This window comes from Propionispora vibrioides, assembly GCF_900110485.1.
Taxonomy (GTDB): Bacteria; Bacillota; Negativicutes; order Propionisporales; family Propionisporaceae; genus Propionispora; species Propionispora vibrioides.
Genome location: NZ_FODY01000005.1, coordinates 120260 through 142693 on the forward strand (window position 1 = coordinate 120260; position 22434 = coordinate 142693).

Below are 22434 nucleotides of genomic sequence, written 5' to 3' on the forward strand. Positions count from 1 at the left end.
TCCGGCCCGGGTCCCGGGCCTGTTATCGTTCTATGGTTAATGTATTACAGCAGCGGCGGTTTCATGAAAATAAAAAAGACTGTTGGAAATGATTTTACTCATTTGCAACAGTCTGTCTGCTTTTAGTAACTTATGCCTGTTCTTTATTGTCTGGTTCAGCTTTCAACAGTTCTTTGCGGGAGAGGTTGATCCGGCCCTGGCGGTCGATTTCGGTCACTTTGACCATGACTTCGTCGCCGACCTTCACTACGTCTTCCACCTTAGCCACCCGTTCTCTGGCTAGTTGTGAAATGTGTACCAGGCCTTCTTTACCTGGCAGAATTTCCACAAAGGCACCAAAATTCATGAGCCGTGTTACTTTCCCCGGATAGATGGCGCCGACTTCCACTTCACGGACCAAATTCTCAATAATCCGGACGGCTTTCTGACCGGCTTCCACATCCACAGCAGCGATAAAGACTTTGCCGTCATCTTCGATATCAATGCTTACACCGGTTTCTTCAATAATCTTCTTGATAATTTTGCCGCCTGGCCCAATAACATCGCGAATTTTTTCGGGATCAATTTCCATGGTAATAATGCGCGGTGCATAAGGCGACAGTTCAGTTCGCGGCTGGGTGATGGCTTCCATCATTTTTTCCCTAATGTGCGTCCGGCCCCGTTTCGCCTGTTCCAGCGCTTCGGTAAAAATTTCCCGGGTGATACCGGCAATTTTCATATCCATCTGCATGGCGGTAATACCTGTCGCCGTGCCAGCTACCTTAAAGTCCATATCGCCCAGCGCATCTTCCATGCCCTGAATATCGGTCAGAATAGTGAAATGATCACCGTCTTTAACCAGTCCCATTGCTACGCCCGACACAGGCGCCTTAATCGGTACGCCGGCATCCATTAAGGACAAAGTACTGCCGCAGACGCTGCCCATCGAGGTGGAACCGTTGGACTCCAGCACTTCCGATACGACCCGGATAGTATAGGGGAACTCGGACTCGCTGGGAATCACCGGCACCAAAGCCCGTTCCGCCAATGCGCCATGACCGATTTCACGTCGGCCGGGGCCGCGGGACGGTTTGGTTTCGCCCACGCTAAAGGCCGGGAAATTGTAGTGATGCATGTAACGTTTTGATTCCTCAACACCCAGCCCGTCGAGAATTTGTTCGTCACCGATGGCGCCCAGGGTGGTAATAGACAGCACCTGAGTTTGTCCACGGGTAAACAGACCGGAGCCATGAGTACGGGCAAATAAACCTACCTCGCAGGTAATCGGACGTACCTCGTCCACTTTGCGGCCATCCGGACGGATTTTATCAATAGTAATCATTTTACGGACTGTTTCTTTAAGGATCTTTTGCAATACATAGGAAATTTCTTTCTGATTTTCCGGGTAGATTTCGGCGAAATGCTCGGCAGTCTCGGTTTTTACCTTCTTGATTTCTTCTTCTCTGGTCAGTTTATCGGCATTTTGCACAGCCGTTACCAGACGCTCGGTGGCAAAAGCGCGTACACTGCGATTCAATTCGGCATCCACATCATAAAGCTTGATTTCCCGTTTTGGTTTACCAACTTCGGCAACGATTTTATCCTGAAAAGCAACAATTTCCTTGATAACTTCATGACCGTAGGAGATGGCATCCAACATAGTTTCTTCCGACAACTCATTGGCACCGGCCTCCACCATCAGCACAGCATCTCTCGTTCCGGCGACAACAAGGTTCAAGTCGCTTTTACCCTGCTGCTCCACCGTAGGATTGGTAATAAATTGCCCCTCAATCAGACCAACCCGGACGCCGGCAATCGGACCGTTGAAAGGAATATCGGAAATAGAAAGCGCGCAGGATGCTCCGATCATGGCCGGGATTTCCGGCGGATTATTCTGGTCTACTGAAATAACGGTAGCCACAACCTGTACATCGTTGCGGAAGCCTTCGGCAAACAACGGACGGATTGGCCGGTCAATCAAACGGCCTGACAATATAGCTGATTCACTGGGACGACCTTCCCGTTTAATGAAGCCGCCGGGAATTTTCCCCACTGAATACAAACGTTCCTCATAATCTACAGTCAAAGGAAAGAAGTCAATTCCTTCCCGCGGTTCGGCGGAAGCCGTTGCAGTTACAATCACCGCTGTATCACCATAGCGGACTAATACGGCGCCACTGGCTTGTTTAGCCAATTTGCCTGATTCAATAACCAGCTTGCGTCCTCCTACCATTGTCTCAAAACTATGCATCTGTTCTTTTCCTCCTCTTATAACCCCTTTAATTATCACAAAGATAGAGCTTCGACATTTTTTTTATTATTCCCTCTTTTATTACTATTTAACCTTTAAAATAAAGTAAAAGCGGGATAAATCCCGCTTTTACGTCTATTTTCTCAGATTGAGTTTTTCAAGAATGGAACGGTAACGGGCAATATCATTATCGCGCAAATAGTTTAAGAGGCCTCTGCGTTGGCCAACCATTTTCAAAAGGCCGCGACGGGAATGATGGTCCTTCTTATGTTCCTTCAAGTGTCCGGTCAGATAATTGATCCGCTCGGTCAGAATGGCAATTTGCACTTCCGGCGATCCGGTATCGGCCTCATGGACGCGGTACTTTTCGATAAGTTGTTGCTTTAATTCAGGTGTTAACATGTTAACTACTACCTCCTCATATTCTATCCCCATTAGCCAAGACGAACGTTGGAGACTCGAACATCCTCGCTATGGTTCACGCTTTGCTGGAATACCAGCAGAATTACACAAATAATATTTTACCATATTAGAACAAATAATGCAAATCATGCGCCGCATTTATTACTATTTTCCTTTAAATACGGCAAGGCTGCCTGAATATCCCGGTCAATCTGGTTTTTAAGCTCTTCTATACCGTTAAATACCGCTTCGCCGCGCAGCCAGGCCACAAATTGCGTACACAGAACCTGTCCGTACAAATCACCGGAAAAATCCAGCAGATGTACTTCCAGTCGCTGCTCCTCACCGTGAAAAGTAGGATTGGTACCGATGTTAGCCACGCCGTTATACCGTTTTCCCTTTAACCAAACCTGAACCGCATACACCCCGTTGGCCGGGATGGCAAACGCCGGCTCCAGTTCTATATTGGCCGTAGGAAAACCAATTGTCCGGCCCCGTTTATCCCCGTCAATGACCTTGCCGGTAAGGGCAAAGGGGCGGCCAAGCAGCCGGGCGGCCTCACCGACCTGTCCCTGGGCGATCATTTGCCTGATTAGCGTGCTGCTGACAAGCTGCTGATCGACGTACACCGCCGGCTGAACATCAACGGCAAAACCATGCCGCCGTCCAGCCTCGGCCAACAGTTCCGGCGTACCTTCCCCCTTGTTGCCGAAGGAGTAATTTGGACCAACCACAATGTGCTGCGGCGCAAAAGCCGTCAGCAATAATTCAATAAACTTCTGCGGCGACAGCGCCAGAAATTCCTGATTGAAGGGAATGGCGACAAACACATCCACCCCCATATCCGCCAGCAGGGCTTCTTTTTCCTCCTGGCTGATGAGCTGCGGCGGACAACGCAGCGGGTCCAGCATCGAAAGGGGATGATTGCTGAAAGTAAACACCACGCTGGTGCCGTCCGAAGCCCTGGCAATGTCCACAGCCCGGCTGATCACGCTCTGGTGGCCCTTATGCAAACCGTCAAAAGTCCCCAAAGCAATCACAATGTTTTTATATTGAAATGTAAGTTTAGCAATCTTATCAAAACTTTCCATACGACTCTCCTTATACTGGCTCCCATTACCAGCTTTTAGCGGGAGTTCAGTATTACTACTTGCAACATCACCGGATATCGTCCGAAAAAACCTTGACCGGCACAAGCAGGGAGTTATCCTTGCCTTGGCCGATACCGATCAGTAAACCTTGCTCATTGTAAATACGCATTGGCAGTGTTTCGCTGCTGACGCAGGCTATGCTCTGTCCATAGCGAAAGGCTTGTGCTTGTGCCGCCGTAAGCCGCAGCAGCGGCATATGCTGGAGAGCACTGTCCACCGGCTGTAAAGCCCGCTCTTTATCTTGCCCGACTTCTTCCACCGTCAGGGCCTCCTGCAGGGAAAATTGCCCGACTCGGGTCCGTACCAGGAAGCTCATAACCGCCGGGCAGCCTACCTTTTCGCCAATATCCATACACAAAGACCGGATATAGGTCCCTTTTGAACATACCACATCAAATAACAGGGTATTATCTTTGGCCGTGAGAAATTGAATGTCAGTGATGGTGATTTTACGGGGCTGACGCTCGACGGTAACTCCGGAACGGGCCAGATCATACAGTTTTTTCCCATTCACTTTGATGGCCGAATACATCGGCGGAATTTGCTCGCTGTCACCTAAAAAGGAGCGCAGCACCGCCGCCAGTCGCTCGGCAGGCAAAGCCGGACAAGGTGCCTGGGCAATAACCGTCCCCGTGTCATCACCGGTATCGGTGGCATAGCCGAAGGTCAGCTCCACCCGGTAGCTTTTGTCGCAGTCGGTGACATATTCAATCAACCGGGTGGCCGCACCTAAAAAAACCGGCAGTACGCCGGCAGCGGCCGGGTCCAGCGTTCCGGCATGGCCCACCCGTTTGATGCCATAAGTCCGGCGAATAAAAGAAACGACATCATGCGATGTCATTCCTGGCGGTTTCAAAACATTAATAACTCCTGCCATCATAGCGGTGTCCTGTCCAAGGCTTCCGTCACAGCCGTCACTACTTTGGCCTGCGCATCCTTTAAACTGCCTGTTACCGTGCAGCCGGCAGCGCGCATATGCCCGCCACCGCCAAAACTCAAGGCAATGCTGCTGACATCGATATTTTTCGAGCGTAAACTGACTCTGACATTTTTATCTTCGGCTTCTTTGAACATAATCGCCACTTCCACGCCTTCCACCGTCCGCGGATAATTAATAAAGCCTTCGGTATTTTGAGCGTACTCGCCTACTTCCCGGGTTACACTAATCGTCGCAATCTGCCCTCCGGCGTGAAACTCCAGCGTTTGCAGCACTTTGCCCAGCGCCGTCAGCGTGGCCAGCGGGCGGGTGTCCAATTGTTCGGCAATCAAGTGTGGCTGCGCACCGCACTCCATCAGGTAAGCAGCATCCCGCAAGGTAGACGGGGAAGTATTGGCATATTTAAAAAATCCACAGTCCGTGGCAATCGCCGTATATAAGCAAATGGCAATGTCCTCGGTAATTTCCGTCTTCATTTCCCTAAACAGCCTAAGGATGAGTTCACCGGTTGCGGCCGCTTGACTGTCAATGAGCCAATAATCGGCAAACTTAACATTGGAGGTATGGTGATCAATATTAATCACCGGCGCTTCCACCGCTGCACCAACCTTGCCGATCCGCTCGGCATCACTGGCATCCAGTACCACAAGAGCGTCGCAGACAAACTTGGCGTCGGCAGGTTTGCCGATCAACTCAACGCCTGGCATAAAGCGATACATAGCGGGAATATCGTCATCAATCAGCATCTGAACCTTTTTGCCGGCCGCTACCAGCCCATGATACAGCGCCAGAACAGATCCCAGGCAGTCACCATCAGGATGGACGTGCCCGGTAATCACCAGGCTACGCGCTGCCGCAAGCAAAGCTGCTATACTTGCAAATGACATTTCCATACTACCGGTTATCCTCATCTTCTTTTATTTTTAAGAGCAATTTTTGTATTTTATCACTATAATCCAATGATTCATCCAAATGTAAGGTCAGTTCAGGCGAAAAACGCATACGCAGCCGTTTGCCGATTTCCGAACGCAAAAAACCCAGCGCCTTTTGCAGCCCTTCCCACGTCTGGGCCTTCTGTTCATCACTGCCCAGCAGGCTCACATATATTTTCGCATGTCTGAGATCGCCGGTTGCTTCCACCTGGGTCACCGTCACAAAACCGACCCGGGGGTCTTTCAATTCATTTAAGATAATTTTACTGGCTTCCTGCTTAATAAACTCCTGAACCTTTTCCACGCGGAGTTGTCCCATCGCTATCCTCCGTTCTACCAAGCGCCTTGCCATCAGTACCTTGACAAACCTAATCCAGTGAATGTGACAGTCTATATTCCGTAGCACTGCTTTTGTCGGCCATCGGCATACATCCGGTATGCCTCGTTCCTCCGCCTTGTGCTGCAAAATATGACCACGCCATTCTAGCGTTTTAGAGGTGCCAAGGTACTAGAAACTGTATAATGCTGGCGAAACGCGATTTGCCGGCATTTACAGAATCCAAAACGGTAAAGTGCTAGTCTCTCTTTACTTCCTCCATGACAAAGGACTCGATAATGTCGCCTTCCTTGATATCACGGAATTTCTCAACCGAAATGCCGCATTCATAACCGGCGGCCACTTCTTTGACATCGTCTTTAAAGCGACGAAGCGCTTCGATTTCACCTTCATGCACTACAACACCGTTGCGGACGACACGAATTTGAGAGGCTCTGGTAATCTTGCCTTCCAGTACATAGGACCCGGCCACCACTGTTTTGGGGACGGAAATGACCTTTCTAACTTCCAGTCGTCCCTGCACCACTTCTTTATACTCCGGCGCCAGCATCCCCTTCATGGCCGCTTCCACATCATTGATCGCCTCATAAATAACCCGGTAGAGACGAATATCGATTTTTTCGCTTTCCGCCGCTTTACGGGCATTGCCGTCGGGGCGGACGTTGAAACCGATGATTAAGGCATTGGAGGCCGAAGCCAGCATGACATCCGACTCGTTGATCGCACCGACACCGGCATGAACGATGGAAACGCGCACTTCCTCGCCGGTATTGAGATTAAGCAGCGATTGGCGCAGCGCCTCAATTGAACCCTGCACATCGGCCTTAATGACAATGTTCAGATCCTTAATATTTCCTTCCTGGATTTGTTTAAATAAGTCATCCAGCGACACCTTCTGAGACTGCTGCATTTCTTCGGTGCGCCGTTTGGCAATCCGCTTCTCGGCGACTGCCCGGGCCGTCTTTTCGTCAACAGCCACTAAAATGTCACCAGCCTGCGGCACATCCGCCAATCCCAGTACTTCCACCGGTGTCGAAGGTTCCGCCTTCTTCACCTTCTCGCCTCGGTCGTTGACCATCGCCCGTACTTTGCCAAAGGCGGTGCCGGCAATGATGGAGTCACCAATGCGCAACGTCCCCTTCTGCACCAGTACGGTAGCCACCGGACCACGGCCTTTGTCGAGCTCGGCCTCGATAATAATGCCATAGGCGGCCCGATTGGGGTTAGCCTTAATTTCCTGCACTTCCGCCATTAACAGAATCATTTCCAACAGTTCTTCGATACCGGTTTTCTGATGGGCCGAGACAGGCACCATGATGGTCTCGCCGCCCCAGTCCTCCGGCACCAGTCCATGATCGCCAAGTTGCTGCTTGACTCTATCCGGATTAGCACCTGGCCGGTCCATTTTATTGATGGCGACAATAATTGGCACCTTGGCCGACTTAGCGTGGTTAATTGCCTCGATGGTCTGCGGCATAACGCCGTCATCGGCGGCCACCACCAGAATGGCGATATCGGTGACCTGAGCACCACGGGCCCGCATAGCAGTAAACGCTTCGTGACCGGGGGTATCCAGGAATACGATTTTTTTACCCTGACAGATAACCTGATAAGCTCCGATATGCTGTGTAATGCCGCCGGCTTCCTGCTGGGTCACCCGGGTTTGGCGAATGGCATCGAGCAGCGAGGTCTTGCCGTGGTCGACATGACCCATAACCGTTACAACCGGCGGTCTTATCACTAATTGCGATTCGTCATCTTCAATTTCAGGAATTTCCGTCGGATCCTCTTCCGGTGGCAAAGCCTCCACTGTTACACCAAAATCAGCGGCAACCAACGATGCCGTATCAAAATCGACTTCCTGGTTGATGGTGACCATCACGCCAAGCATCATCAGCTTTTTGATGACTTCACTGGCTTCACGGCCCATCTTGCTGGCCAACTCCTTAACAATGATGGACTCGCCCAGCTTGATATTCTTCGGTTTCGGCGGCTCCACCTTGGGCTGTACAGGCTGCGGTGAACGATGGGCGTTTCTGCCGGCATGATTCGAGCGGTTTTGCTGCCGGTTTGCGCCATGCGGTTTATTCTTATTAAAGTTATTGTTGTTGCTATATTGTTGTTTTTGCTGGCCCTGCCCGGCAAAACGATTGCCTGAGTTACCTGTGTTGTTGTTACGCTGTTCAGATGGTCCCCGGTTATTCGACCGGTTATCACTATGCTGCTCCGTGCCACCCACGTTACGCGGCCCCTGATAAGGCGGACGCTGCTGTGAATGAGCTGGTGAACCTTGCTGCGGTGAGCGCTGCTGATTGGGGCCGCCACTTTGCTGCGGACGCTGCGGTCTCGCATAGTTGGCCTGCTGCGAACGCTGTTGATTATTTCCCTGAAAAGGTTGCTGCGGACGCTGCTGATTGCCCTGAGCAGCTTGTTGTGGACGTTGTTGCTGGAACGTCCCGTTATTCCGATTAGGCTGGTGAGGACGCTGTTCTCCCTGCTGCTGGCGATTGGGCTGTTCGTTCCTCAGGTCCCGCCGTGGTGCATCTACAGCTCCCGGTCTTGACTGCGGCCGGGCTGACTCCGGTCTGGCCGCCGGCACCGCCGGTGCTGACGGAGCTTTGCTCGGAGCCGGCTGATCAATTTTGCGGGCAAAGGTACGGTCAATAATTTGTTTTGCTTCCTGGTCCACACTGCTCATATGATTTTTGGCCGCCATATTGTTGCGTGCCAGAATATCCATAATCACCTTACTGGTTGTATTAAATTCCTTAGCTAATTCATATATTCTATATTTGGACATCAATCCACCCCCATTTTCGTTCTCTCCCGAAGGCACATCCGGTAAAACTCTCATTTCCCGTTCAATATGCTGTCTAATGACCGGCTGAAGCCTTCATCAATGACGGCCAGTGCCGCACGGTTATGTTTTCCGATGCATTGTCCCAATACATCCTTGGACAGTATCTCGTAAAAAGGCAGTTTGTAGTAAGCTGCCATATTTTGATAGGCTTTTTTGGTATTGTCCGAACCATCGGCCGCGACTACGATCAGCTTCGCTTTGCCTGACCGGACGGCTTTTTCCACCGCCAGCTCGCCTGACACGATTTTACCGGCCTTTTGGGCCAGCCCCAGGAGCGACATCACTCTTTGTTCTTTCATATTTTCGTTATTCCGTCGCGCAAGGCTTCGTATACGGCCGCCTCAATCGGCTGATTAAGCGCTTTCTCTATGCGTTTTTGCTTCATGGCTTTGGTAAAGCATTCTTCCGACGGGCATATATAAGCGCCGCGTCCGGCTTTTTTGCCGGTGGCATCCAAAACAATACTGCCGTCAGGCGTACGGACAATCCTGAGTAATTCTTTCTTGCTTTTCATCTCTTGACAGCCGACGCACATACGCTGCGGGATTTTTTTCTTCTGCATAGCCACTCCCCTCCCTATATGGCGGATTGGGCCTGGGATTCACTTTTTATGTCAATTTTCCAGCCGGTCAGCTTAGCGGCCAAGCGGGCATTTTGTCCTTCCTTGCCAATCGCCAGTGACAATTGGTAGTCGGGAACAATCACCTTAGAGATTTTTTCCGCCTCATTCACCTCGACGGATACCACTTTGGCCGGACTTAGGGCGTTGGAAATATATTTGGCCGGGTCAACACTCCACTTAACGATATCGATTTTTTCACCCTTCAACTCATTGACAATGGTTTGCACGCGCATCCCCTTATGCCCGACACAGGAGCCGACGGGATCAACATTTTCATCGCGGGAATGGACGGCAATTTTCGAACGCAGCCCCGGTTCGCGGGCCACCGACTTGATTTCCACCACACCGTCATGAATTTCCGGCACTTCCAATTCAAACAAACGCTTGAGTAATCCCGGATGTGTACGGGATACCAGGATTTGCGGCCCCTTAGTCGTTTTCTTCACTTCAATTATGTAGGTTTTCAACCGGTCGCCGTGACGATAGGTTTCACCGGCAATCTGTTCGGACGGCGCCAGAATAGCCTCCGCCTTGCCCAAATCGATGAATACGTTTTTTTGCTCCATGCGCTGGACAATGCCTGTCAGTATATCACTTTCCCGGTTGGAAAATTCTTCATAGATAATGCCCCGCTCGGCTTCCCTGATTCTTTGCACAACCACCTGCTTGGCCGTTTGCGCGGCAATGCGGCCAAAATCCTTCGGCGTTACTTCCACTTCAATAATATCCTCCAGACCATAGCGAGGATCAATGCTTTTTGCCTCGGCCAACGACATTTCCAAGCGGCTGTCGGTAACCTCTTCCACAACATTTTTGCGGGCGTACACATGGATTTCGCCGGTTAGCCGGTCAAGCGATACCATGACGTTTTGCGCCGAACCGAAATTTCTTTTATAAGCTGAAATCAGTGCTGCTTCAATTGCATCAAATAAGATCTCCGGTGCAATTCCCTTTTCCTTTCCCAACTGCTCAAATGCTTGCATAAATTCAGCGTTCACTATAATTCCCCCTATTCAATTTTAACTAATTAGAAGTCAATGTGCAGCCGGACCTGAGAGGCTTTTTCCCGCGCCACAATCACTTCGGTGCCAGCCACATCGACATGAATATTTCCATCGGTTAAGCCGATTAAGGTACCTACGATGCTTTTCTTCCCGTTAATCGGAGCAAAGGTGCTTATTTCCACCACTTCTCCGCTATGGCGGACAAAATCACGTTCTTTTCTGAGTGCCCGGTCAATACCCGGCGACGAAACTTCCAGATAATAGCTGTCTTTTATCGGATCAAGCTCATCGAGCTTGTTTTCAAGGCGTTCGCTAACCCATTGGCAGTCTTCAACTTCCAAACCACCTTCTTTATCAAGAAAGACACGCAGATACCACTCGCGTTCTTTCACATATTCAACGTCCACCATTTCCAAATCCGTTGAAGCGATGATATCGTTAACCAAGCCTTCCACCAAATTTTCGATCTGTTCTTTCGACAAATAGATAACCCCCTACCGTTTGTAGCCACTTGCGGGTATTGAGCAGCAACATACCTGCTCTTTTTAGTGTTGCCTAATAACCCGCACCCTTATACCCTGTATTTGGCAGGTCAATAGCAGTAATTAAGAGGAAAGAGTGGGCTGACATCCCACTCTTAGCTGCGTAAACAAAATTATACCTTATCAATTATACCACCATAGGATATGATTTACAACACCGGCATCACAGATTTTAACATTCTCCTGCTTAGGCAAACAGCATGATCTGGTCAGTTTCCGGTAAGTCATTCAGGCAGCCATGATTGCGCAATATATCGATAACCGTCTTGGAGGCACGGGCCCGCACCCGGATGTCCTCCACCGAGGAAAAGGGCCGTTCCCCGCGGGCCTGAACAATATTCTGGGCAGCCGAGTCACCCAGTCCCTGCAGGGAAGCCAGCGGCGGCAGCAGACCATTGTCCACAATAAGAAACTTCGTCGCGTGGGAAGAATACAGATCGACCCGTCTAAAGCTAAAGTCGCGCAGATACATTTCCAGCGCCATTTCAAAAATAGTCTGCATGCCTTTTTCCTTGGCGGTCATCATATTGCCCTTTTGCTCAAAATCGGCCAACTGGCTGCGTAGCACCTTTTCACCTTGAACGACAATATCGGCGTCAAATTCTGTAGCCCGGACCGTGAAATAGGAGGCATAAAAGGCCAGCGGATAGTGCACTTTGCAATAGGCAATGCGGAAAGCCATCATAACATAAGCCACCGCATGGGCCTTGGGGAACATGTACTTGATTTTTTGACAGGACTCAATATACCACTCCGGTACATTGTTGGCCTTCATTTTTTCCACATCTTCCGGCTTTACGCCCTTCCCTTTACGAACGCCCTCCATGATTTTAAACGCCAACTGCGGCTCCAATCCCTTATGTATCAGGTACATCATAATATCGTCGCGGGCTGAAATGGCCTCGGACAATTTAGCTGTGCCTGCCTTAATCAAATCCTGGGCATTGTTGAGCCAGACATCGGTGCCGTGGGAAAAGCCACTGATCCGCACCAGCTCACTGAAGGTACTCGGCGTCGTATCTTCCAGCATTTGGCGAACGAACTTGGTGCCAAACTCGGGAATGCCGAACGTTCCCACCTGGCTGCCCAGTTCTTCCGGTGTCAGATTGAGCGCTTCTGTTGAGGAAAACAGACTCATCGTAGTTTTATCGTCAAAGGGAATTTGCTTGGCATCAATGCCGGTTAAATCCTCCAGCATTCTAATCACGGTCGGATCGTCATGACCGAGGATATCCAGCTTGACCAGCCGGCTGCTGATCGAGTGGTAATCAAAATGGGTGGTTATAGTACCTGACTTGGCATCATCGGCCGGATGCTGAATAGGGGTAAAATAGTGTACATCCATGTCGCGGGGTACGACCATAATGCCGCCCGGATGCTGGCCGGTGGTCCGTTTAACGCCGGTGCAGCCGTTGATCAGACCGTTGATGTAGGCATCACGGACCGAAATATTCTTCTCGGTAAAATACTTTTTAACAAAGCCATAGGCGGTTTTATCGGCAATTGTCGCAATTGTTCCGGCCCGGAATACATTGTCCCGGCCGAACAGTTCTTCCGTATATTTATGGGCTACCGGCTGATAATCGCCGGAGAAATTCAAGTCGATATCAGGCACCTTGTCACCGTGGAAGCCCATGAAAACGGCAAACGGAATATCATGTCCATTTTTCTCCATTGGCCGCTGGCAATGAGGACAATCTTTGTCAGGCAAATCATAGCCGCCGCCTACACTGCCGTCGGTAACAAATTCACTGTACAAACAAGCCGTGCAACGCCAGTGGGGCGGCAATGGGTTTACTTCAGTAATACTGGTCATCGTAGCCACAAAGGAAGAACCGACCGACCCCCGGGACCCGACCAGATAGCCATCATCCAGCGATTTTTTAACCAGCTTGTGCGCAATGAGATACAGTACGGCAAACCCGTTATTGATGATAGCATCCAGTTCATACTTCAGGCGGGCAGCCACTACTTCCGGCAGCGGGTCGCCATACAGTTCATGCGCTCTTTGGTACGACATGGAGCGGATTTGTTCCTCGGCGCCGGGAATTTGCGGTGAATACAGTTCGTCTGGAATCGGTTTGAAAGTTTCAAACCACTCGCTGATCTGGCGGGGATTGTCCACCACCAGTTCATGGGCCTTTTGCTTGCCTAAATAGGAAAATTCATCCAGCATGTCCGCTGTGGTGCGGAAGTAAAGCGGCGGCTGCTGATCAGCATCGGCAAAGCCCTTGCCGGCCATCAAAATCCGCCGGAACACTTCGTCTTCGGGATTTAAAAAGTGAACGTCACCGGTGGCAACCACCAGCTTGTTCAGTTTTGTCCCCAATTCACAGACCTTGCGGTTGATTTGGCGCAGTCCTTCGTCATCGGCTACTTTGCCCTCTCTTACCAGGAATGCATTGTTGGCAATCGGCTGAATTTCCAGGTAATCGTAAAAAGAAGCAATTTCTAAAAGTTCTTCCTCACTGGCCTGGTTGACAATAGCCCGGATTAATTCGCCCGCTTCACAAGCCGATCCCAGGATCAGTCCTTCCCGGTGTTCGATCAGGGCTGTCCGTGGAATCCGCGGTGTCCGGTGCATATATTTCAGATGGGAGAGCGATACCAGACGATACAGATTACGCAGTCCCACGCTGTTTTTCGCTAAAATAACAATATGGTAGGAACGGTTGATTTCGTTATCAAACAAATACCCCTCCATACCGTAAATCACTTTAATTCCGCATTTAGCGGCCACTTCATGGGCTTCGGGGAAGGCCTGGACCACACCGTGATCGGTAATGGCAATAGCCGGATGATTCCAGCGGGCGGCCGTCTGAATCAGTTTTTTCACCGAAACAACGGCATCCATATTGCTCATCCGGGTATGGGCGTGTAATTCCACCCGGGTCAGCTCGGCGTCGTCCATACGTTCGGTCTTTTCCAAGCGGCACATGCTGTCGACAAACAGCACTAAATCCTTGGAGAATTTGTCATATTGGACAGTTCCCTTCACTTTGACCAGCATTCCCTGGGCCAAGGCACCGCTGATCCGGTTAAACTGCTCCTGTTCATCAAAGAACGCCTTGCCGCTGATGCCATCAGTCGCGTCACTCAAGTCAAAAGTAAGCAGAAAACGGCCTGACCGCAGCTCCCTGGTTTCAAAACCGACCAGCTCGCCGGCAAACACCACATTGCGGGCCTCATCCTGTACTTCATGAATAGCCTGAGCATCCCCTTTAATTGGCTTGCCGAAAATAACCGGACTGTCCTTTTTCTTTTTCTCCCGGCTGTTTAGACTTTCCGAGAGAGCCTCCATATATTCCGGTGTCAGATAGTCTTCCTCGCTGGCTACCTCTTCGCTAAGCAAGCCCGACAGTATCTCCACCCGGTAGGAAAGACCAAACTTCTTTAGAATAAACTGCCGTATCGTTTGGTCAACCCCATAGCTGGCCATCAATTGCCCCGACAGATCCCCAGACGTTTCAATGGTTAACGTATGGCCCTCCACCTTCCAGGCAGCATGAATCAGTATATGTTTAACGGCCGGAGTCTCCTGCGCGATCAGACTGATAAAGGAAGTCCATTCCCGGGCCAGGTACTCCTCCAGATTCGACATCTGCTGGGTGAAGCTTACACTTTTCAAGCCGCAGTTCCGGCACAGTTTCCGGGCCACAAGATTGAGCAGCTTGTCCGGCAGCTGACATGGGACAGTCAGCACCAGATCCCAGGCATTGGCACCGGTGTTGACATTGACACTGGCCACCTTGGCCGCTGCCAAGAGCTCCTGCTCTTCTGCCGCAACAGGAACATCGGATATAAATTCATATAGCGTCCGGCAACTATCAGGGATTATACAATAGTTGTGCATTCTTATCTCTCCATTCATTAACACTTCCATTGTACCATAAAAACCGTTTTTCTTTGATACTCTAAAAAGACTAAAAAGACAAATTAGAAGCGTGATATAAACATTACATCACGCTTCTTCGGACTATTTACAATGTTGCTAATAGTTCTTTGATTTTGGTGGCAAAGCCTTCTAAGCGGTAGTATAACACTTCACCGGTGCGTCTTATTTTTACTTCGATAGTATCTTCGTTGACCGCCTTGGGTCCTACCGTTATTTTCAACGGATAACCAATGAGATCAGCGTCTTTGAACTTAACGCCCGGCCGCTCATTCCGGTCATCCAGCACAGTCTCCACCTGCGCAGCCTGCAAGGTGGCATAGATCTGTTCCGCCAGAGCCACCTGGGCCTGATCCTTGGTACTAATCGGCACAACCACAGCATGGTAAGGAGCAATCGCCACAGGCCAGATAATGCCATGTTCGTCATTATGCTGTTCAATGGCGGCGGCCATGGTACGGCTTACGCCGATGCCGTAGCAACCCATGACCATCGGCTGTTCCTTGCCATTTTCATCAAGGTAAGTGGCCTTCAGGGAGGTACTGTACTTGGTATGCAGCTTGAATACCTGACCGACTTCAATGCCGCGGGCTGTTTTGATGGCGGCGTCACAGTGCGGGCAGGGATCACTTTCGGTAATCAGCCGCAAATCGGTAACAATAGCAGGGGTAAAATCCCGTCCCGGATTTACATGAATATAATGCTTATCCATCTGGTTAGCACCGCATACGGCATTGCTGAGATTCATGACCGAAGCATCGGCAACGACGGTGACGTTTTTCAAGCCCACCGGGCCGATAAACCCGGCCACACTGCCGATAGCAGCAAGCTCTTTATCGCCGGCCAAATCCAGTGCCAGGCAGTTCAGGCTGTTTTTCAGCTTGATTTCGTTAACCTCATGATCACCGCGCACCAAAGCCAGCACAGTTTCCTTTTCGGTCCGGTAAGCGATAGCCTTGATGGTTTTATCGGCTGTAACCCCTAAAAAGGCGGTCAAATCGGCAATGGATTTCATGGCTGGCGTATCAACGGCAGCCAGTTCCTGCGGTGTTTCCGGTACAGCCGGCAAGGCTTTCAACTCGGCTTTTTCCACATTAGCGGCATAATCACAGCTTGTGCAGTAGACAATGGCCGCTTCGCCGGAATCGGCAATCACCATAAATTCATGGGTGCCGCTGCCACCGATGGCACCGGCATCAGCCTCTACCGCCCGGAAGGTCAAACCGCAGCGGGAAAACACCCGGGAATAGGCATCATACATTTTGTTATAGCTCTCGCTTAGACCGGCTTCATCCCGGTCAAAGGAGTATAAGTCTTTCATGATAAATTCGCGACCGCGCATTAGGCCGAAACGGGGCCGTATTTCATCACGGTATTTATTCTGGATTTGGTACAGCAGCAAAGGAAGCTGCCGGTAAGAACGGACATCGGTACGCACCAGGGTAGTAATCATTTCTTCGTGAGTGGGCCCCAGGCAGAAATTCCGGTCATGCCGGTCTTTCAAGCGGAACATTTCATCTCCGTATACATGCCAGCGACCCGTCTCCAGCCACATTTCTGCCGGCTGAACGATAGGCATCAGTAGTTCCTGACCACCTTTGGCATCCATTTCCTCCCGGACAATCTGTTCAATTTTTTTCAATACACGCCAGGCCAGCGGCAAATAAGTATACACGCCGCCGGCTGCTTTCCGCATCATACCAGCCCGCAGCATCAGTTGATGGCTCACCACTTCCGCTTCGGCCGGAGTCTCCCGTAATGTAGGTGCGTATAAATGTGACATGCGCATGATTATTGCTCCTCCTCAACAACAAGCTTATCTATTTCTTTAAACAGTTCGGCCACTAGATCCTGTTCGGCCACTCTTTTGATGATTTCCCCTTTGCGGAAAACCAGGCCCTGACCGGCGCCACCGGCAATACCGAAATCAGCCTCCCTGGCCTCGCCCGGACCGTTAACCACACAGCCCATCACGGCAATTTTGAGCGGTTTTTTAATAACGGCAAGTTTTTGTTCCACCTCTGCCGCAATGCCGGCCAGATCAATGTTACAGCGCCCGCAGGTAGGACAGGATATCAGAACAGGTCCGTATTCGCGCAAACCAAGCGCTTTTAATATCTCGTTGCCGACCCGCACCTCTTCCACCGGATCGCCGGTCAGGGAAATCCGCAGGGTATCGCCAATCCCCTCGGCCAGCATGGCGCCGATGCCGACCACCGATTTAATCACACCACTGGTAACGGTACCGGCCTCGGTAATTCCCAGGTGGAGTGGATAGTCAACAGCTTCGGACATCAGCCGGTAAGCAGCGATGGTCATCGGCACATCGTGAGCTTTCAGGGAAATTTTTATATCCTGAAAATCATGCTCCTCCAAAATGCGTACATGGCGAAGTGCGCTTTCCACCATAGCTTCCGGGGTCGGATGCCCGCCGCGCTTGGCCACGATATCGGCCGGCAGCGAACCGGCGTTAACGCCGATCCGAATCGGAATATGGCGGCTTTGAGCAGCCTTAACCACCAGGGCGACCTTGTCGTTGCCGCCAATATTGCCCGGATTGATCCGCAAAGCATCAATCCCCCGCTCCAGCGAAGCCAGAGCCAGCCGGTAATCAAAATGGATGTCGGCCACCAAAGGCACTGCCGGCAGCTCCTGCTTAATATCGAACAGGGCCTCGGCTGCCGGCATATCCGGCACGGCCAGACGGACAATATCACAGCCCGCTTCCACCAGACGCCGGATTTGAGCTACTGTGGCCGCTACGTCGTGAGTTTTGGTATTAGTCATCGACTGCACGGAAATTGGCGCACTACCGCCGACCGGCACCGCGCCAATGCGAATTTGTCTGGTCACTTTTCTCTGCATAGTTCCACTCTTTTCATAGTCCGCACCAGAGCGTGTTTTTAAGCCATCCGTAACGGTCCCTGACGACACTTTTTTATTGCATACCCCGTTAAATTTTTTTGAATAGGGCTGCTATTCCTGAAAAATTTTGCCGCGTCTGGCGCAAAAATCACTCGCCATGAATCATTCCGTTAGTTAAAAGCACGCTCTACGGCCGGATTAAAATAATTTCAGCTTTGCTATATCCTTAAAAGTAGCAACCAAGGTAAGTAACAGCAGCAAAGCAAAACCAATCATTTGTAAAAACTGCATTTTATCCCGGCTTAAGGATTTACCGCGTACTCCTTCCAGCATCAGCGCCACCACATGGCCGCCATCCAGCACCGGTACGGGCAGCAAATTTAAAAGACCCAAATTAAGGCTTAGGAAAGCGGCAAATTGTAGCAGCGGAATAAACCCAAGCTGGGCCACTTCACCGGCCATTTGAGCCACGCCGATCGGGCCGGCCACTTCGGCAGCCACCTGCCCGGTAACCATTTGAAGCAAGCCAGTGATCATGGCGGCCGTAACCGTATAAGTCTGCACAACCGACAGTTTTACCGATTCAAAGAAACCAGGGCGATAATTGTCAATCTGCGGCATAACACCGATAATTCCCCGGTTGGCTTTGTTGTCAAACTCAGGCACCACTTCTGCCTGGCTTGTTGTTCCAGACCGTTCAAACTGAATGCTTAACGGTTTTTGTCCGCTATTTTGAACCAGCGTAACAAACTGACGCCAGGAATCAATTTTTTCATTGTTAACGCTGACAATCCGGTCGCCAGTCATCAGCCCCGCTCTGGCCGCCGGTTTATCGGCAAAGATATTGCCGATAATCGGCTGATCCGATACATTATCAATTCCTGCACTAAGAAATACAATCAGAAACAAAAGCACCGGCAGTAGAAAGTTCATCGCCGAACCGGCTACAATAACCAATATTCTCGCCCAGATTGGTTTCGCACCGAAGGAACGTTCATCCTGCTCTTCGTCCGGGTCCATGCCGGCGATCTTATTGAAACCGCCCAGGGGAATCATCCGCAGCGAATACAGCGTCTCGCCGCGGCGAAAGCTAATCAGCTTTTTGCCAAAACCAAGAGCAAATTCGTCAACCCGCATGCCAACCCATTTGGCCGTCATAAAATGTCCCAGTTCGTGTACGAAAATCAATACACCGAAAACGAAAATACTAGCTATAACGGTTGTAAACAATAAAATTCCCCCTATCATCTCAATTGTTATTGGGGTACCCCTTGTTAACCTTCAGATCAGGAAAAGTTGTATATAATAATATACGAGAGGAGCCGTAAACATTATACTATCAAACCGGTCCAACACACCGCCATGTCCCGGCAACAGACTGCCCGAATCCTTTACACCGCAAAAACGTTTGAACGCCGATTCAGCCAGGTCACCGACAGGCGCCGCCACGCCCACCAGACAACCGATCAGAGCAGTATGCAGCACGGGAATACCAAATACCAGACTGCCGATCCCCGCCAAGGCAGCTACGCTGCCGACCAGCCCGCCAAGCGCTCCTTCTACTGTTTTTCCGGGGCTGATGGCTGGGCACAATTTTTGTTTTCCCCAGCGCGATCCCACTAAAAAAGCGGCCGTATCATTGGCCCAGGTTCCGATAAAGGGCAACCATAGATAAACAATGCCCGCCGACAACGATCCCCACAGGGTGGGATACGGATGAGTCAACTGCAGCGAACGCAATAAAATTAAATAGGAAAACGCCAGACCGATGTAACCAATGCCAAATATGCTGTATACCGCTTCCTGTACGGAAAAATTCTTATGACCAATAACCATTTTACCCAATAGCAACAAAATAGTTATAAACAGCACTCCCATCGTTTCATCCGGATTGCCCAGCCAAGCGCACCCTAATAAGAGTAGTATGCCGAAAAATCCCGGATAATAGGCAAGTTTTGTTTTCTTGACGCGCAGCATGGTACAAAATTCATGCCAGCTTGCTACTGCTAACAGGGCAATAGTCGCGAAAAACAGCCACTGTCCATACTGAATGATATAGATGGTGGCCGGTATGCCGATAATTGCTGTTAAAACCCGTTTACTGAACATAATCCACCTACTTTTTCCTGTCTGTATCCTCACGCCCTATGTCTTTCTCAGGCCGCCAAACCGCCGCTCCCGCTGTTGATAGTCCTGAAGTGCCTGAATAAATTGCTCCGGTCCAAAATCCGGCCAATTCATGCCGGTCAGCCAGATTTCCGTATAGGCCAATTGCCATAATAAGAAATTGCTGATACGGCAGTCACCGCCAGGTCTAATGAGTAAATCAGGGTCAGGCAGATCGGCTGTATATAAATATTTTTTTATCAGGCTTTCATCAATGTCCGCCGGCGTACAGTTGCCGTTCTGCACTTTTTCGGCAATTATTTGAACAGCCCGCACCAATTCGGCCCGTCCGCCATAATTGACGGCCAAATTCAAAATAAGTCCCGGATTGTGTCTGGTACGGTCCTGCGCTTTTTCCATTTTATGTTGCAAGGCTGGCGCTAATTCGTCCAGCTTGCCGATAAACCGAATTTGCACCCTTTTATTATGCAATTCATTAATTTCGCTATCAAGAAAGTCGGAAAATAATTTCATTAGAAAATCAACTTCTTCCACCGGCCTTTTCCAGTTTTCCGTGGAAAACGCATAGGTGGTAAGTACCTTTAACCCTATATCGGAAGCTACCGTAACAATTTTGCGCAGTGCTTCCACACCCGCACTGTGCCCGTAAGTACGGGGCATCCCCTTTTTTTGGGCCCATCGCCCGTTTCCATCCATAATCACAGCAACATGTTCAGGCAGATTGTCCTTATCCAGCTTGTCATATAAATCCTGTCCAGTTACCTGTACTTGCTGTTTTCCAAACCACTTTTTCCACACAAAAGTGACCTCCAAATAAATGCATATGAAACATAAACCCCCTCACAAGAGGGGGCTCCAATTAGGGGGCTACGATAGCACCAACCGGACAAACCGCCGCACAGGCGCCGCACTCTACGCATTCATCGGAAATAACATATATCGGGTTGCCTTCCGCGATAGCACCCACCGGGCATGTACCGGCGCAAGAACCGCAGGCAATACATTCATCTTGAATTTTATAAGCCATATTACTGCACCTCCTTTTCCATTTTCGCAGCAACGACTAAAGAATAACTTCCATCTTCTTTTTCCCGTTGACGCACCACATAAAGCGGCCCCGGGCCGGCTCCGGTTTTTTTCACCGGGCTGGTTGTCACGACTTCAAAGGCAAACTGTTTTTCCCGCAAAGCCAGGGCTGCCGCTTCTAAAGACCATCCTACATAATACACGGCTTACACTTCCATAATTTCTTTTTCTTTTGACCCCATAACCTGATCAATTTCTTTTATGTATTTATCCGTTAATTTCTGCATATCTTCCTGCGCCTTTTTGGTTTCATCTTCCGATGCAGATTTTTCTTTTTCGATCTTCTTAATACCGTCATTGGCGTCACGTCGGATATTGCGCACAGCTACCCGCGCATCCTCCGCTTTTTTGTGGACCATTTTCACCAGTTCAGTACGGCGCTGCTGCGTAAGCTGCGGAATATTCAACCGGATAACAGACCCGTCGCTGTTTGGCGTAAGGCCTAAATCAGATTTCAATATAGCTTTTTCAATTGGACCAAGCATTGATTTTTCCCAGGGCTGCAACGTAATCAGCCGCGGCTCAGGCACAGAAACATTGGCTACCTGATTGACCGGTGTCGGCGTACCGTAGTAATCGACCAGCACTTTGTCCAGCAGTGCCGGCGTAGCTCTGCCGGCTCGCAGGGAAGCCAAATCCTTACGCAAGGCTTCCAGAGCTTTTTTCATTTTTTCTTCATGGGTAGTATAAATTTCTTTTAACATTATTTTCGTCCTCCCACAACAGTACCAATATCCTCACCCAGCGCCACTTTTAGAATATTGCCGGGTTCATCAATACTAAACACAATAATGGGAATCTTGTTGTCCATACACAGGCTGGTAGCCGTGGCATCCATAACGCCAAGACCTCTTTGCAATACTTCGATATATTCCAATTCCTTGAATTTCTTAGCATCCGGATTGTGACGGGGATCAGAATCATATACACCGTCCGTGTTTTTCTTAGCCATCAGGATGACATCAGCCTCAATTTCGGCAGCCCGAAGCGCAGCCGTTGTGTCGGTTGAAAAGTAGGGGTTGCCGGTCCCGGCAGCAAAAATAATAACCCGGCCCTTTTCCAAATGACGAATAGCTCTCCGCCTAATATATGGTTCAGCCACCTGGCGCATTTCAATCGCGCTTTGCACCCGGGTATCCACATCGTAATTTTCCAGCGCATCCTGAAGAGCCAGTGAGTTCATCACAGTTGCCAGCATCCCCATATAATCAGCGGTGGCCCGGTCCATTCCCTTTGCACTGCCGGCCAGGCCCCGCCAGATATTACCGCCCCCTACCACAATAGCCAAATCCAGCCCGGCAGCCTTGATGCCTTTAATTTCACGGGCAATGGTGTCCACAATGACAGGATCAATTCCGTAGCCTTTAGTTCCGGCTAATGCTTCACCACTCAGTTTTAACACTACACGCTTATATTTTGCGGCACTCACTTATGTTCACCCAACTCT

At 50.2% G+C, this 22434-nt stretch carries 20 protein-coding genes and 1 pseudogene; all 21 read right to left on the reverse strand.

Translation table 11 applies throughout. The features are described from left to right. Positions 1 to 130: 130 nt before the first annotated feature. A complete protein-coding gene (locus tag BMW43_RS06195) occupies positions 131 to 2230 on the reverse strand; it encodes a polyribonucleotide nucleotidyltransferase (RefSeq protein ID WP_091744844.1) in 2100 nt (699 codons plus the stop codon). Between the two features lie 135 nt (positions 2231 to 2365). Further along, on the reverse strand, positions 2366 to 2632 hold the full coding sequence (rpsO, locus tag BMW43_RS06200; protein WP_091744846.1) for a 30S ribosomal protein S15: 267 nt from the start codon (positions 2630 to 2632) through the stop codon (positions 2366 to 2368). A 146-nt stretch (positions 2633 to 2778) separates the two neighbouring features. Further along, positions 2779 to 3723, reverse strand: coding sequence for a bifunctional riboflavin kinase/FAD synthetase (locus BMW43_RS06205; RefSeq protein WP_091744848.1), 945 nt, complete (start codon positions 3721 to 3723; stop codon positions 2779 to 2781). Positions 3724 to 3790: 67 nt separating this feature from the next. Beyond that, positions 3791 to 4663, reverse strand: coding sequence for a tRNA pseudouridine(55) synthase TruB (gene truB, locus BMW43_RS06210; RefSeq protein WP_091744850.1), 873 nt, complete (start codon positions 4661 to 4663; stop codon positions 3791 to 3793). Continuing rightward, positions 4660 to 5613: a DHH family phosphoesterase gene (locus BMW43_RS06215; protein WP_091744852.1), complete on the reverse strand. Its 954-nt coding sequence runs from the start codon at positions 5611 to 5613 to the stop codon at positions 4660 to 4662. The genes truB and BMW43_RS06215 overlap by 4 nt, the downstream gene beginning before the upstream one ends. A gap of 1 nt (position 5614) precedes the next feature. Beyond that, positions 5615 to 5971 (reverse strand): 30S ribosome-binding factor RbfA, encoded by a 357-nt coding sequence (gene rbfA, locus BMW43_RS06220; protein WP_091744854.1) that lies wholly within the window; start codon positions 5969 to 5971, stop codon positions 5615 to 5617. 256 nt (positions 5972 to 6227) lie between these two features. Next, a complete protein-coding gene (gene infB, locus BMW43_RS06225) occupies positions 6228 to 8789 on the reverse strand; it encodes a translation initiation factor IF-2 (RefSeq protein ID WP_091744856.1) in 2562 nt (853 codons plus the stop codon). A 50-nt stretch (positions 8790 to 8839) separates the two neighbouring features. Continuing rightward, entirely contained in the window at positions 8840 to 9148 is a 309-nt protein-coding gene (locus tag BMW43_RS06230; protein ID WP_091744858.1) for a L7Ae/L30e/S12e/Gadd45 family ribosomal protein, read from the reverse strand. Next, positions 9145 to 9411, reverse strand: coding sequence for an RNase P modulator RnpM (gene rnpM / locus BMW43_RS06235; protein ID WP_091744860.1), 267 nt, complete (start codon positions 9409 to 9411; stop codon positions 9145 to 9147). The genes BMW43_RS06230 and rnpM overlap by 4 nt, the downstream gene beginning before the upstream one ends. Before the next feature lie 14 nt (positions 9412 to 9425). Then, on the reverse strand, positions 9426 to 10469 hold the full coding sequence (nusA, locus tag BMW43_RS06240; RefSeq protein WP_091744862.1) for a transcription termination factor NusA: 1044 nt from the start codon (positions 10467 to 10469) through the stop codon (positions 9426 to 9428). 29 nt (positions 10470 to 10498) lie between these two features. After that, complete coding sequence (gene rimP / locus BMW43_RS06245) at positions 10499 to 10957, reverse strand: ribosome maturation factor RimP (protein ID WP_091744864.1); 459 nt, start codon at positions 10955 to 10957, stop codon at positions 10499 to 10501. A 247-nt stretch (positions 10958 to 11204) separates the two neighbouring features. Beyond that, on the reverse strand, positions 11205 to 14870 hold the full coding sequence (locus tag BMW43_RS06250; protein ID WP_091744866.1) for a PolC-type DNA polymerase III: 3666 nt from the start codon (positions 14868 to 14870) through the stop codon (positions 11205 to 11207). Positions 14871 to 14997: 127 nt separating this feature from the next. Then, complete coding sequence (locus BMW43_RS06255) at positions 14998 to 16698, reverse strand: proline--tRNA ligase (RefSeq protein WP_091744868.1); 1701 nt, start codon at positions 16696 to 16698, stop codon at positions 14998 to 15000. Between the two features lie 2 nt (positions 16699 to 16700). Continuing rightward, positions 16701 to 17777 (reverse strand): annotated as a pseudogene (gene ispG, locus BMW43_RS06260) (flavodoxin-dependent (E)-4-hydroxy-3-methylbut-2-enyl-diphosphate synthase); the annotation flags it as partial. A 195-nt stretch (positions 17778 to 17972) separates the two neighbouring features. Continuing rightward, positions 17973 to 19004 carry an RIP metalloprotease RseP gene (rseP, locus tag BMW43_RS06265; protein ID WP_091744872.1) on the reverse strand — a complete coding sequence of 344 codons (1032 nt, stop codon included), beginning with the start codon at positions 19002 to 19004 and terminating at the stop codon, positions 17973 to 17975. A gap of 51 nt (positions 19005 to 19055) precedes the next feature. After that, positions 19056 to 19883, reverse strand: a complete 828-nt coding sequence (locus tag BMW43_RS06270; RefSeq protein WP_091744874.1) for a phosphatidate cytidylyltransferase — start codon at positions 19881 to 19883, stop codon at positions 19056 to 19058. A 36-nt stretch (positions 19884 to 19919) separates the two neighbouring features. Next, positions 19920 to 20699 carry an undecaprenyl pyrophosphate synthase gene (gene uppS / locus BMW43_RS06275; protein ID WP_091744876.1) on the reverse strand — a complete coding sequence of 260 codons (780 nt, stop codon included), beginning with the start codon at positions 20697 to 20699 and terminating at the stop codon, positions 19920 to 19922. Positions 20700 to 20760: 61 nt separating this feature from the next. Next, entirely contained in the window at positions 20761 to 20928 is a 168-nt protein-coding gene (fdxA, locus tag BMW43_RS06280) for a 4Fe-4S ferredoxin (protein ID WP_091744878.1), read from the reverse strand. Between the two features lies 1 nt (position 20929). Then, positions 20930 to 21130 (reverse strand): hypothetical protein, encoded by a 201-nt coding sequence (locus BMW43_RS06285; RefSeq protein WP_091744880.1) that lies wholly within the window; start codon positions 21128 to 21130, stop codon positions 20930 to 20932. A 3-nt stretch (positions 21131 to 21133) separates the two neighbouring features. After that, positions 21134 to 21691: a ribosome recycling factor gene (gene frr, locus BMW43_RS06290; RefSeq protein WP_091744882.1), complete on the reverse strand. Its 558-nt coding sequence runs from the start codon at positions 21689 to 21691 to the stop codon at positions 21134 to 21136. Next, positions 21691 to 22416, reverse strand: a complete 726-nt coding sequence (gene pyrH, locus BMW43_RS06295) for a UMP kinase (protein WP_091744884.1) — start codon at positions 22414 to 22416, stop codon at positions 21691 to 21693. The genes frr and pyrH overlap by 1 nt, the downstream gene beginning before the upstream one ends. Between the last annotated feature and the right edge of the window lie 18 nt (positions 22417 to 22434).